This window comes from Acidocella sp. (assembly GCF_035535915.1).
GTDB lineage: Bacteria > Pseudomonadota > Alphaproteobacteria > Acetobacterales > Acetobacteraceae > Acidocella.
Genome location: NZ_DATLPB010000095.1, coordinates 36,572 through 48,703 on the forward strand (window position 1 = coordinate 36,572; position 12,132 = coordinate 48,703).

Genomic DNA, 12,132 nt, shown 5'->3' on the forward strand with positions numbered 1-12,132 from the left:
CCCCTCAGCGCCACAAATTCGTGCGGGCGAGATCGAGCAACTCGTCGCCGCGGCCGCTCATCACGGCCTTCAACATGTAGAGCGTAAAGCCTTTGGCCATCTCCAGCTTGATGGCCGGCGGCATCGCCAGTTCCGACTTGGTCACGACGGCATCGATCAGCACCGGCCCGTTATGGGCAAAGGCCGCCTTGATGCCGGGCTCGACATCGGCCGGGTCTTCAAGCCGGATGCCGCGTATGCCGGCAGCCTCCGCCATGGCCGCGAAATTCGGGTTCTGAAGTTCCGTGCCGGTCGTGAGAAAGCCGGTTGATTTCTGTTCGAGTTCTATGAAGCCCAGTGCGCCGTTGTTGAAGACGATTATTTTTACCGGCAGCCGCAGTTGCACGAGGCTGAGGAAATCACCCATCAGCATGGAAAATCCGCCATCTCCCGAGAGGGAGACCACTTGCCGGCCGGGCGCCGCCGCCTGCGCGCCAACCGCCTGCGCCATCGCATTCGCCATGGAACCGTGCCAGAAGGAGCCGATCAGCCGCCGCTTGCCGTTCATCGCCAGATAGCGCGCGGCCCACACGGTGGGCAGGCCGACATCGCAGGTGAAGACAGCGTCTTCGGCGGCATGGTCGCTGACGGCTTTGGCGACTTGTTGCGGGTGGATCGGCCGTTTACCCGGCGTGCCGACGGCGAGTTCATCAAGGCTCTTGCGGGTTTTGTGATAATGTTCGACGGCCTTGTCGAGATGCGCGCGATCGCTCCTGTCGCTGAGCCGCGGCAGCAAAGCTTGCAGCGTCGGGCCGACATCGCCGACGATGCCGAGGTCAACCGGCGCGCGTTTTCCGATTTGTTCTCCCCTGATGTCGATCTGAGCGATGCGCACCGACGCGCCCTGGGGATAGAACTGGCGATAGGGGAAATCCGTGCCGAGCATGAGCAGAACGTCGCAATCGAGCATGGCGTAATAGCCCGAGGAGAAGCCAATCAGGCCGGTCATGCCGACATCGTAGGGGTTGTTCCACTCGACATGCTCTTTGCCCTTGAGCGCGTGCACGATGGGCGCCTTGATCCGTTCGGCGAGGGCCAGGAGTTGCTCATGGGCACCCTGGCAGCCCGAACCGCACAAGATCGTTACCCGGCCTCCGCCATTCAGAAGGGCCGCCAGCCGTTCGAGATCGCTGGTGTTAGGCTGCACAAGCGCGCGGGGCAGCAGGAGCCCGCCGGGCTTCGGCGCCGGCGCGTCCACGGCCGGCTGCAGGGCCACGTCGCCCGGAATGACCACGACCGACACGCCGCGCTTGCTCACGGCCTGGCGGATGGCCACCTCCAGCGTACGGGGCATCTGGTGGGGGGCGGAGATCAGCTCGCAATAATGGCTGCATTCCTGAAAGAGCGTTTCGGGATGGGTCTCCTGGAAATAGCCGCTGCCGATTTCCGCCGACGGAATTTGCGCGGCGATGGCGAGCACCGGAACCCTCGAGCGGTGGCAATCGAAAAGCCCGTTGATGAGGTGCAAATTGCCGGGCCCGCAACTGCCGGCGCAGACCGCAAGGTCTCCCGTCAGATGCGCTTCCGCCCCCGCCGCGAAGGCCGCCACCTCCTCATGCCGGACATGGATCCATTCGATCTTGCCTTGGCGCCGGAACGAGTCCGTCAGGCCGTTCAGACTATCGCCGACGATGCCATAAATCCGCTTCACGCCGGCAATGGCAAGAATTTCCGCAAATTGGTCCGCGACGGTTTTCATGGCCTCGCCCCTTCAATGCTGAAAGCTCGATACCATCCAAAATCCGGGATGACCAGCGTAATGATCATGGTGCGGATGCCGCGAGGGGGGCGGAAAAAGACCGGCAGGGCGGCACCGGAACCGCGCACGCTGTTCGAGGGGCGGCTTTTCCCTCCGCAACGCGCTTGGCCTATGCCGTCTGGCCCCTCTGTTGCATGCTATTGTTTGATCCAGGTCAGCTCGTGCTTGTTATGGTGCAGGTGCAATAGCCGCGAACCCGGGATCTCAGCCAGTTTCTGCGCGGTTGCAAAGTCGGTTTCGCCCTGGAATTTGACCGTGCAGACAAAGCGGCGGACCAGCCCCGAGGCGAGCCATTTCTGCACCAGCGTTAGCAGCCGGCTGGGGTAGCAGATGATGTCCGAAAACAGCCAGTCGACCGGCCCGATCGTCTGTGGGTCGAGTGCGAAAGCGCTCTCGCTCCGATACGAGACATTGGGCAGGCGGGCAATTCTGTCGTCCAGCGGCGCTTTGTCGACGCTCAGGACGCGCGCGCCGAGCTGTTGCAGCACCCAGGTCCAGCCGCCGGGGCACGCCCCGAGATCGAGGCAGAACTCCCCCGCTTTCGGGGCCTCTCCTAAAACCGTGAAAAGATCCCAGAGTTTCAGATAGGCCCGGCTGGGCGCGCCAAGGCGGTCTTCGACGAACTGGACCTCGCCATTGGGAAATGGGCTGGAGCAATGCGGCGCGGCGAGCAGGGTGTTCGCGTCGATCAAAGTCCAGCTCCCAAGCGGAGCGGTGGGCGCGGCGCTGCCGAAGACCAGAGGCTTGGCCGAGACTTTCGGTAATTTTTCGGCAATCAGCGCGGCACGGCGATGCAGGGCGAAAGGGTAGTGGGCCCAGTTGCGTTGAATGTCGCGCAGTTTCCGGGCCGCATCCCCGATCGAGTCAATCGGGATGAACATCGGGTCTTTCCAGATATTCGCCGCCCACATCACGGGTTTTTCCGGCGGCGCCGCCAGCACGAGATGATCGAACAGGTCAGTCACGCCCTGGCCGAGCTCCTGCCGCAGCTCGGGGAGGAACCCTTGCGGCGCGAGGTAGCCGACGCATCCATCCGCGGCGCGGCGGGAAATGCCCGGGTGATCGGCATGGGCCGGAGACTGGTTCATGATCGGTTGGCTGAGGCGGTGCGTATGATGTGAGGTGACCTTGTGCATACCCTACAGGATGCCAAAGGGAAGCGCCATACAGCAAGGTGGCGGCCATGCAGCGGCCGGGTTTCTTGGATTTTTTTTGATGTTATCAAAAATAATTAAAAGTTAGTAAAGCAGAACGCTTTGTGAATTCATGAAAGCCGTACTCTACAAGGTTGTAAAGTGCAGCCTGTTCTGATGGAGTTTGGTAAGCGCAGAAGGTTGGCGGTACGGCACCTTCACATTCAACCCGGATAGCCAGATCGCCGCGCGGTTTCTATCGCATGATCCTGAGAGCGCCGCCGGCGCGGCCGCGGTGGCGCGGGTCAATGCCAGCGCCCCGTCGCTGCTGGACGACGCGGCCGATCACGCTGCTGAGGCGTTCACCAATGAGGTTGGCCCTGGTCCATGCCCGGCGCGAGGCCCGCGTGCTGGGCAAAGGGGGGGCGGGCCGGGCCATCCGGTCCACCGGGCTGCCGGTCGACCTGCCACCATAAGGGAAAATCGGACAAACGCATATTTTGTGGCTATCCGGGCGCCCGCATCTCGCCTTGGCGGTTTTTTTTAGCTACTACCCGTGGCACGGAGTGTAGCTCAGCCTGGTAGAGCGCCAGCTTTGGGAGCTGGAAGCCGGAGGTTCGAATCCTCTCACTCCGACGGAATGATACGGGTTGGTCGCGCGCACCCGGGCGCCCCGGCCAGTGAGGAGTAGGTGAATGCGAGCTCGGATCTATTTGCCGTCGAAATCCGCCATGCAGTCCGGCACCGCCAAGACGCATCGCTGGGTGCTGGAATACGAGCCCGAGAAGGCCAAGATCCGCGACCCGCTGATGGGCTGGACCGGCAGCGACGATATGCGCCAGCAGATCCGCGTGATGTTCGACACGCGTGAAGAGGCCCTGGCCTACGCCGAGAAACATGGCATCCCTTACGATCTCGAGATCCCGCCCGCCCGGACCAAAAAGCCGAAATCCTACGCCGACAATTTCCGCGCCGACCGCAAGGAAAACTGGACGCACTGAACGGCGCCGCCCCGGTGCAAGGGCGTCGAGATCATCTTGCGGGGGACGCGGGCGCGGGTTACCACCACCCCAACGCGCCCTTAGCTCAGTTGGATAGAGCACGAGACTTCTAATCTTGAGGCCGATGGTTCGAATCCATCAGGGCGCGCCAATGAAATCAATGGGTTAATGCGCGGTACCCCGAATATCAAAAATAAATGTCCGCACTGTGTCCGTAAAAAATTTCAGAAATTCGGCGGCAGGCGGTTAGCCTGATCTCCGCCGTCGCGTCGCAGCGCTCTGATCAACTCAGATATGATGCATCCGTACGGGGCAACCGCGGCAAGTCCGTGCACCAAGGATGCGACAAGAAAACCCTCGGGATGGGGAAATTCCCTTATCAATACCCCTGTCGTTCGGGTGAACAGATGCGGACGACGGTGCTCTGCTCCTCGCCCTTCCGCTTCCGGGAGTCTGCGGCGGCCAATTCATCCCGCAGCCTAATCGCTGCCTGACGGACAAGATCCCCCACCGCCTTTACTGCCGATGGTTCCATGATGGAATCTTTGCCCTGCATGGAAAGCTCGGAACAAAGATGGGCCGCCCCTTTCAAGTCCTCGGCGATGCGTTTGATTACGTCTGGCGGAACCTCGCCAGGGTGCAACCGATCCCAGGCATCCGAGGAGCTTTCCCCGAATTCCACGGCGTCTGACTTATCAGATTCACCGACGTTCATGTATCCCTCCACGTCCGTTTTTTTAGACAAATCTAAAGCCAACGCTTCTTCTGACTTTTGCGCGAGAAATTATTTCCTTGTCAAAAATTAAATTGTTTCGTATCGTTAATGAATTCAACCTTAATTTGATGATCAGTTCGCGTTCTGCGGTATCGTCTTGGCAAAGGCAACCGGGAAAACCAAACCTGTAGTCGAAGGGATTAGCGCCTTGAAAAAGCTGGAAGTTGACACACGACGAGACCGCACACGCAATCTCCGGCTAGAGAGGCCTAGCGGTCGAGTGGATTTGACCACAACCCTCACGGGCTCCTATTCAATCGCCAAGAAAAGAAACGCGCTAGCCTCCTGGCTTAGAAAAGCCGGAGAGGATGACCGCGCGCTTGATCTTTTGTCCTGCTGGCAAAAACTGTCCATGGAGAAACAAGAAATTATCTTGGATGTGGTCCGGGGGATGCAAGCTGCTGCGGCTGTCTCTTCCAGCGTTGCAATGGCTGGCTGCGCGGGTCTGCAAGCACCTTCAGGCCCCTGCCATCGCCTTGGGTAATCAGGACACTAAGAGCTTACGGGGGCCGAAGCCCCCGTTGGTTAGTCGCCGTGGCTTGCCGGTTACCGCTTAGTTTTGAACGTTGATATCGCAGCTCGTCTGATCACTTAGATCAACCGACTGCCAATCAGCCCCCCATACCTGGTAATCGATATGACGGACAAAATGGGTCTGCGGATCTGCATACTCGCGAATTTCGGCGATATGACCGATATCCAAAGTTGGCGCCTGTCGGCCACTTTGAAAACATTGGATACCGCGGAAGGGCAGGCTGCTGTACGATTCAACTAGTACCAAACCAGCAGGAGGCGTAGGCACCTCTTGGGCAAAGCCCATAGCAGGAACTCCCAGCGCACCGAGAAACATAGCTCCACAAAAAACACGCGAGAAACTGCGCATAGTCATCCCTCAAGTTAAACTACCTTAAGTAGAATTTCTTGAGAGCTTATTCCTGTCAAGTACAGCAATAAAACGGGGGCGCTCGGCCCGGTGTCGGCCTCCCTCAAAGAAAAAGCCAGAATCGCTCCCTGGCCGTGATGGGGCAGGTTAGGACTTGCCTTTTTTTGTCGGCTTCCGCGGCGCCACAGCCAAAACTTCCATAGCCTCTTTTCGCGTTTTTGGGTTCGAGCTGTGGGCATCCTTGCCCGCGCGGGAGAGGCTTGGTTTAGACGGTGTTCTTGTCGATTTAGCCATTCTGACCCCTTAAATGATATGACGCCGCAATGATCGTGCGTATATCGAGTCGCATCAAGGTATATCGGCATGGCGATTTATCAGCGTCAAAGGCCCCAGATCGCTCCGGGGCCCATGTTGTATCAATATCCCTCAACCGGCCACTTGCCGATCACAAGCGGTCTGGGTTTGCGTGGCGGCCGCGGTGGGATGCCGTGGGATATCCATACAGGAATTACCGGCGGCTTCTCAGGGGGCTTTTCGCCTGGCGCGAGGAAGCTACGCATTGAGCGTCTCCCCACGGTAAGCCGCCTCGAGCATGGCTTTGATTTCGTCGCGCCGTGCGGCGTTGTCGAGGGCAATTTGGCACGGCCAGGAGCAAGGGCACGGGCCGGGGAGAAGACTGCAAACGGTGTTCGGCGCGCGGGGGCGCGGCGCCCGTTGGGGCTGGTTGTTCATCGAGGCACCTCCGGAAACGCTACTTCGCAGAGGCCTTGCAGCCCCTCGTCCAGTGTCACGCCTAACTCCGCGGCGACGATCGGCAGACAGCCACGCACCATCCGGCGCAGTGCGACCATCTCGGCCTTAAAGTCGAAGCCTTCCTCTTGGTCGTTCGCCGCCAGGTCTTCAGCCTTGTCATCTATGAGCTTGAGCATGGCGAGAACGTCGCCCATGTCGCGAGGCTTCAGGAACGATGCCGCTCGAGCAATGTGCTCCTGATACTCCCAGAGAAGCCGCTGGTGACCGCCATTTAGCCGCCGCTCCAAGTGGGCATTCTTGGGCATTTCCGCCTGCTGCTCGTCCAAGACGGTACAGGCGTCACGGGCCTGCTCAATCAGTTGGTACATGCCGGCAGTTGATAGGCCGGCTTGCGCTGGCACAGGCGACGGCTCGTGTCTGCCTTCATTGATGCGGATCAGATCGTTGAGCAGGTCCCACGCCCAGGCTGCAGAGTAGCCGTCCGGCCGCACCACTCCATCCAGGTCCGTTGCCTCGACCTTGGCCGCTCTGGCCTTGGCAAGCATGCCGGCAAATGTCTGCGGCTCCGCGTCACAGATCGCGTCCCGCGTCCGCTCATAGGCGTGCCAGAGAGGATCTTTCTCAAACTTTGAATCGGGCGACGCTTGGTCATTGTAGGCATGAAAATTTGCGATGTGCTCGGCACAAAGTGCGATCAACGCGGCGTCAGGGCATTGGACGATACCGATCGCCGGCACCGCAACGGGTTTTCTCATGTCATTCATAGTTAGCTCCATGATTTGGTTAGGTCGGTGCCGGCCGGCGACAGCACCCGCTAATTCATATGAACCATATCATTGATATGGCATAACAAGATTCCTTGTCAATATCTTTCATATGAATTATATCGTTCGTATGGAGACTTCATACCCCGTCAAAAAAGCCCTGCAGTTCACCGCGGAACAGTGGGAGAAGGTTCGCGCCTTTCGCTTCGATCAGAAGATTGGAACCGAGGCCGAGGCCGTGAGGGCGCTGATCGATATGGGATTGAAGGTGGCGGGCCAGAAAGAAGTCGTCTCTAAGCCGGATAACTAAGCCTCCGCCGTTCATGCCGCTCGACACGAGATTACCGGCGCGTTAGGTTTGCTGCCAAAACCATAACGCGAGCGAGCCATGAACCGCTATTCCCTGACGCTAGCCTTTAGCCTGCTGGCCTCGCCAGCGATGGCCCTAAATCTCTACCAATCCCAGGACGCTGCGCAGGGTCATTGCCGCTCTGACACGGTCGTCTGGCTCAACACGAATTCGGGAATCTATCACTTCCAAGGTGAACGTTGGTACGGCCGGACGAAGCATGGGGCATACGTTTGCGAGAAGGATGCTGACGCGGCTGGGGACCGCGCGACAGAGAATGGGCAGTAGGTAATCCTCCGCCAGAAAATGGCTAGGGGGCGCTGGTTATCTCCTGAGTCTGCCGCAGACTACCTCGACGTGCGCGTGGACGCCCTGCCCCGGCTCGTGCGTGCCGGCCGCGTTCCAGCCCCCGATTACAGCCTGGGCCCACGCAGCCCGCGCTACGACCGCGAAGCGTTAGACGCGGCCATGGGCTCAGGCGTAGCGTCAAATCACCCAGATAGATGTTTGGAGAGATTCCTTGAGAAAACGGCGCAGGGGAAGGGCAAAAGGAGGCTGTCTAAGTCCGAAGAATAGGAAGGTAAGGAAATGACCAATGACGAACCAACCTGTTAATGAAAAAAAGGAGGGGTGAAATGAAGCGACTGTTACTCGCGGCGGCTGTGTTTGCGGCCGTCCCCGTACTGGCTCTTGCCGATGATATTCCCGCAAGTTGCAGCAGCCATCAGGTCGTCGATGACGTAGAGTCAAATCTTCCCGCGATTCTCGGAATTACGTCTCCTGGAGCCGCAAGAATCGTTAAGGTCAAGGCGTTAGGCAACGACGATCCGACATCTCCATTTCGCCGGATCGGCACTCCTGGCGCCTACGTCCTCCGGTGCTTTGTCACCGTGTGGTGGAGCAATGGGCTCGTCCAGAAGGGCAACTTGCGCCTATATGACGACCAATACGGCCAAGCAGACATAGCGTTCTCCGCTACGGTCGAGTACGGCCCCAACGGCCCGATCTGGGCTGCGGGCCATTAACTAAACCCCAGAATTCGCTCCGTTCTCGCCGCCAGACACTCACTGTCCGGTCGATGCCGAGTTCGCGGACTGCCGCGCTGACGCCGCCCTGTGGCTGACCGCGACCTCGGGGAATATCGGCGCAAGTTGCGCCTTTATTCTTTTCGTCCGTCAGCCTAACCCACTCCGCAATGTGCTCCGATCGCCCCACAGCGTCCGAAGGCAAAACCATATCGAATCTAGAATGTTCCGACTATATCGGCGATTATCGAGAACAAGGAAAAAAGCGATGCACGGATTAATTTTGGCCATTTCAGTCGTAATGGTGATGGCTGGGATTGCTCACGCCCAAACGAACAACAACCCGCCTTCTAGTGACGACCTGGTGCCGGCCATGCAAAACATCAGCAGTCAGGTCAACACATCGATGGCGGCTGCTTGTCGGGGGCCTTCAGACAGTCAGCTGATGATCGGAACAGGGCTTCCGAACAACCCGTCCGACGATATACGCTGTCAATCGGTCACGGTCTTGATCACGGCATGCCTCTCTCTCGCCTCCGCTGCAGGCGGCATCCAAGAGGGAGTATTAAACGGCCAGACCACGTATGGCCAAGAGGCTAATACCCTCCAAAACCAGAGTGGCGACGCTAGCGATCAGCTGTCGGCGCTTTACTTGGCGCGGCAAGCCTCGACAAGCATGTCACCAGGGCAACTCGCTCTAGCTGTGTATTCCCATTGTACGTCGCTCATTTCACGAGCAGCTCAGTAGCTCAATAAAGCTAACAGCAGCGCAAGAGAGATAGCTATGACGTCACGTATCGCCGTGTTTTTGGACAATAATGTCTGGGATCTCTTATTTGCGCTAAACATCAACCTTGAGCGTGAACTTCCCGCGGATCGTTTCGGCATCTCTATCACGCGGGAAGCTGAATTTGAGTTAGAACCGCTGAAGACCAAGAGACCTGATCTTTGGGATTACATCCAGGGCTGCATTCGTGCCCGCAAGATTCACACTGACTCGTACTTCGGATTCTTTCAACAAGATTTTTCTCGAGAAGATCAAAGAGTCGGGGGGGTTCGATGTCGGGCGTTGGATCTCTGCGAAGGAACAAGATTTTTACTCTAGACACGCAAGTAAAACCGTCTCCGGGCGAATCAGGCCGACCCGGCTATTTCAAGAGGAAGCTGATCTTTCTTTGGCAGCTCGATCATTTGTGGGCGTAGTGTTAACCATGGATGCTAAGCGAGGCATCTTGAGAACTGCTAAAGATGAAGGCGGCAAGGTTCTATTTCTCACGAATTTCGACTTAAAAACTTGGCCCCTTCGGGAACTGGTTGAGAGCATCGTTCCTTAGACGACACCGCGAGCGATCGAGCTAAAGGGGCAAGCCCCCGAAAATCACGAATTCCGCGCCTGCAGCCCGGGCATTAGCCACGACCCTTAAGTGAAGGTCTTCCGCACCCTCTTCCGCCTTCCGTTTTCAATTCAGGCCAGCGGCCGTGGCATGGTTGGTAGGATTTGTATCTGGCAGCCCACCTGTAATCCTGATCTCTTCGATGTTCATAATTCACCTGCTGTTATTTAAACTTTTTCCAGGATTCGCATCGTTTGGCTGTTCTGAACAACCACCGTACTCCTTATGAGGCCCTGGCGGTCTATTGATTCAAGGAGGTTTTATTGGGCTTCATCGCCTTGATCAGCTCCACCTCAGCCTCCCGGATCTCCTCCTCGGTCTCCCTGGTCACCTGCGCCGGCACGGTATGTCCATCGCGGGCCAGGTCATGCAGATCCGCCCGGCGCCGGATTGCCGCGGCGAGGCGATCGGCTGGGGATAGGGCGCTCATGATGCCGCCGTTGGGGCCTGCCCCCGCGGCGGTTATGATGTCCTGCGTGTTCGGCGTCATCGGCGTTGTAATTGCGATGTCGTAGTATCTCATGATGCCACACTCCCGCCGCGGACCATCGCGACCCACGCCTCAGCAGATGCGGCCACGGTCGGGATCATGACCACGGGATAGCGTGGCTGGACGCTTTCCAGGGCCTGTTCAGCGGTCTCGCCGGTCAGCGTCTGAACCGGCTCTGCGGGCGCGGTGAACGACCATGTGCCGCCCGCCTCGGTTGCTGCCCATCCGTATTGTGGAGACGGCGCGATGGCGCTTACGTCCGAAGTCCATACCATCGGTGCGGCAACCGGGAATATCGCCGCGCTGAGCTGGCAGACGCGCGAATTCGGGTCGATGAGCGCATAAAGGGCCATTACGAACACTCCCACACGACGCAAAGGCCGTTGGCACCATCACCGCCCGTGGCAGCAGGGCCGGACAAGAGCGCCAGAGCCCCCGCACCACCAGCGCCTGGCCCAAAAGCGGACGTGCCGTTATTAGAGTTATTGTTTGCGCCGCCGCCGCACCCGAACAGAGTGTTTGCGCCGGCACCTGAGAAGCCAACGCCTAGCGAAGCCACGAAGCCTATTGGCGAGACTGCCCCTACCCCGGAGATTATATTGCCGCCGGATGACAGCGCACCGGTAAAGCCATTTCCAGCCGTAAGCGGCGGAGCGGTTGGGCCCGACCTCAACCCGCCCGCGCCGCCGGCAGCAGTCACGAGCGAGCCAAAACTGGTTGTTCCGCCTGCAGTTCCTGCGGCGCCAACGACGGCCGCGCCACCCAAGCCGATCGTGACCGTTTGTTCTGATAAATTGGAGATTAGCGCGAGGGCTAGCGCGCCGGCATTGCCCCCAGCTCCAAGTGAAATTTGCGCCGACGAGGTCGCGGCGGCACCGCCGCCAGCCCCACCAGCGCCGAGGACCAAGACCATCGCCTTTGTCGCGCCGGGCGTCGGGGTGTAGGTTCCGCTTGCGTTGAATACTTGGGTGTTTAGGAGGCGGCCGGGCGCAACTTGGAGAAAATTCCCCATTTGCCCAGCAGTTGGCGCGGAATAAGCAAAGTCCCCGACATTCCATGAGAGCGCTGTAGTGCCTTCCTGCGCACGCAGCACTGTCAGCGTCGCGCCGGAAACCGCCGTCGCATACATGATCTCGAAGTTTTGCTGCGTGGCCTGGTCATTCAGTGTGATGGCCATCACGTCGCCGCTCGGGATCGAAGCCGGCAGATTGACAGCGCTCGACAGCGTAATTGTCGTCGAGGATGCAGTAATCGGCGACGCAAGCGACGTGTTCAGGTTGTTAAGGAAAGTGAATACTGTCACGGGATTTTCCCCAGGTCGATATGGCGAACCTTGCCGCCGGATTTCCACACGGCGGCATAACCTTGCGTCCTGATTGCCGCTTCACGCGACATAGCCTCCGCCCGACGCTGTGATGCGCGGGCGTTGGCGCCAAACTTCCAGCGTAACGCCGCCAGAAACTTGCGGATCATTTGCGGTTGCCATCCGGCCGCGGGATCGTGACTGTCATGGGGGGAGCCATGAATGGAGCCATCCATACAGAGTTGTCCCCATGCCAGCGGGTAATCATCCTGCCGGAACCATCATCGAAGCGTTCGGCAACAAGCTGGCCAGGCTTCACATTGGAATAACCAGCCTGCCGTACCGCGGCCAAAACCTGCGGCTCGACAACGTCAAGCATCGCCGCATCGGCAAAATCGAAGCGACTGTTTTTGTACTGGTCCGTGTGCTTGGCGTACTGGCTGCAAAGCTGGCGGCGGTACTCG

15 protein-coding genes and 2 tRNA genes are annotated in these 12,132 nt (G+C 58.9%); 8 read left to right on the forward strand and 9 right to left on the reverse strand.

Annotation, left to right across the window (positions count from 1 at the left end; all coding sequences use genetic code 11):
- Positions 1-4: 4 nt before the first annotated feature.
- Positions 5-1,738, reverse strand: coding sequence for a ubiquinone-dependent pyruvate dehydrogenase (gene poxB, locus VNC39_RS12695; protein WP_325399761.1), 1,734 nt, complete (start codon positions 1,736-1,738; stop codon positions 5-7).
- Between the two features lie 197 nt (positions 1,739-1,935).
- A complete protein-coding gene (locus VNC39_RS12700) occupies positions 1,936-2,886 on the reverse strand; it encodes an SAM-dependent methyltransferase (RefSeq protein ID WP_325399763.1) in 951 nt (316 codons plus the stop codon).
- 353 nt (positions 2,887-3,239) lie between these two features.
- Between VNC39_RS12700 and VNC39_RS12705 the strand changes: the two genes are divergently transcribed.
- The 4 genes from VNC39_RS12705 (at position 3,240) to VNC39_RS12720 (ending at position 4,083) form a co-directional block, all read left to right on the forward strand.
- Complete coding sequence (locus VNC39_RS12705; RefSeq protein WP_325399765.1) at positions 3,240-3,407, forward strand: hypothetical protein; 168 nt, start codon at positions 3,240-3,242, stop codon at positions 3,405-3,407.
- Between the two features lie 86 nt (positions 3,408-3,493).
- Positions 3,494-3,567: transfer RNA gene (locus VNC39_RS12710), tRNA-Pro, on the forward strand.
- Between the two features lie 59 nt (positions 3,568-3,626).
- The gene (locus VNC39_RS12715; protein ID WP_325399767.1) at positions 3,627-3,932 is read left to right on the forward strand and encodes an ETC complex I subunit; all 306 of its coding nucleotides are present in this window, start codon (positions 3,627-3,629) and stop codon (positions 3,930-3,932) included.
- Positions 3,933-4,006: 74 nt separating this feature from the next.
- Positions 4,007-4,083: transfer RNA gene (locus VNC39_RS12720), tRNA-Arg, on the forward strand.
- A 228-nt stretch (positions 4,084-4,311) separates the two neighbouring features.
- On the opposite strand, the gene VNC39_RS12725 is transcribed toward VNC39_RS12720, so the two are convergent.
- From VNC39_RS12725 to VNC39_RS12735, 3 genes are all read right to left on the reverse strand, one after another.
- Positions 4,312-4,647, reverse strand: coding sequence for a hypothetical protein (locus VNC39_RS12725; protein WP_325399769.1), 336 nt, complete (start codon positions 4,645-4,647; stop codon positions 4,312-4,314).
- 613 nt (positions 4,648-5,260) lie between these two features.
- A complete protein-coding gene (locus VNC39_RS12730; protein WP_325399771.1) occupies positions 5,261-5,590 on the reverse strand; it encodes a hypothetical protein in 330 nt (109 codons plus the stop codon).
- A gap of 728 nt (positions 5,591-6,318) precedes the next feature.
- On the reverse strand, positions 6,319-7,107 hold the full coding sequence (locus VNC39_RS12735; protein ID WP_325399773.1) for a hypothetical protein: 789 nt from the start codon (positions 7,105-7,107) through the stop codon (positions 6,319-6,321).
- A gap of 112 nt (positions 7,108-7,219) precedes the next feature.
- Between VNC39_RS12735 and VNC39_RS12740 the strand changes: the two genes are divergently transcribed.
- The 3 genes from VNC39_RS12740 (at position 7,220) to VNC39_RS12750 (ending at position 9,586) form a co-directional block, all read left to right on the forward strand.
- Positions 7,220-7,417 carry a hypothetical protein gene (locus tag VNC39_RS12740; RefSeq protein WP_325399775.1) on the forward strand — a complete coding sequence of 66 codons (198 nt, stop codon included), beginning with the start codon at positions 7,220-7,222 and terminating at the stop codon, positions 7,415-7,417.
- 674 nt (positions 7,418-8,091) lie between these two features.
- The gene (locus VNC39_RS12745) at positions 8,092-8,481 is read left to right on the forward strand and encodes a hypothetical protein (protein WP_325399777.1); all 390 of its coding nucleotides are present in this window, start codon (positions 8,092-8,094) and stop codon (positions 8,479-8,481) included.
- Between the two features lie 784 nt (positions 8,482-9,265).
- Positions 9,266-9,586, forward strand: a complete 321-nt coding sequence (locus VNC39_RS12750) for a hypothetical protein (protein WP_325399779.1) — start codon at positions 9,266-9,268, stop codon at positions 9,584-9,586.
- Positions 9,587-10,116: 530 nt separating this feature from the next.
- Here VNC39_RS12750 and VNC39_RS12755 read toward each other — a convergent pair.
- The 4 genes from VNC39_RS12755 to VNC39_RS12770 are packed head-to-tail and all read right to left on the reverse strand — an operon-like array spanning position 10,117 to position 11,838.
- Entirely contained in the window at positions 10,117-10,398 is a 282-nt protein-coding gene (locus VNC39_RS12755; RefSeq protein ID WP_325399781.1) for a hypothetical protein, read from the reverse strand.
- Positions 10,395-10,718, reverse strand: a complete 324-nt coding sequence (locus VNC39_RS12760; protein ID WP_325399783.1) for a hypothetical protein — start codon at positions 10,716-10,718, stop codon at positions 10,395-10,397. The genes VNC39_RS12755 and VNC39_RS12760 overlap by 4 nt, the downstream gene beginning before the upstream one ends.
- Positions 10,718-11,668, reverse strand: coding sequence for a glycine-rich domain-containing protein (locus VNC39_RS12765; RefSeq protein WP_325399785.1), 951 nt, complete (start codon positions 11,666-11,668; stop codon positions 10,718-10,720). The genes VNC39_RS12760 and VNC39_RS12765 overlap by 1 nt, the downstream gene beginning before the upstream one ends.
- Positions 11,665-11,838, reverse strand: a complete 174-nt coding sequence (locus VNC39_RS12770; protein WP_325399787.1) for a hypothetical protein — start codon at positions 11,836-11,838, stop codon at positions 11,665-11,667. Before VNC39_RS12770 ends, VNC39_RS12765 begins: the two co-directional genes overlap by 4 nt.
- 80 nt (positions 11,839-11,918) lie before the next feature.
- Between VNC39_RS12770 and VNC39_RS12775 the strand changes: the two genes are divergently transcribed.
- Positions 11,919-12,132, forward strand: a 214-nt coding sequence (locus VNC39_RS12775; protein ID WP_325399789.1) for a hypothetical protein, incomplete at its 3' end; no start/stop codon positions are given.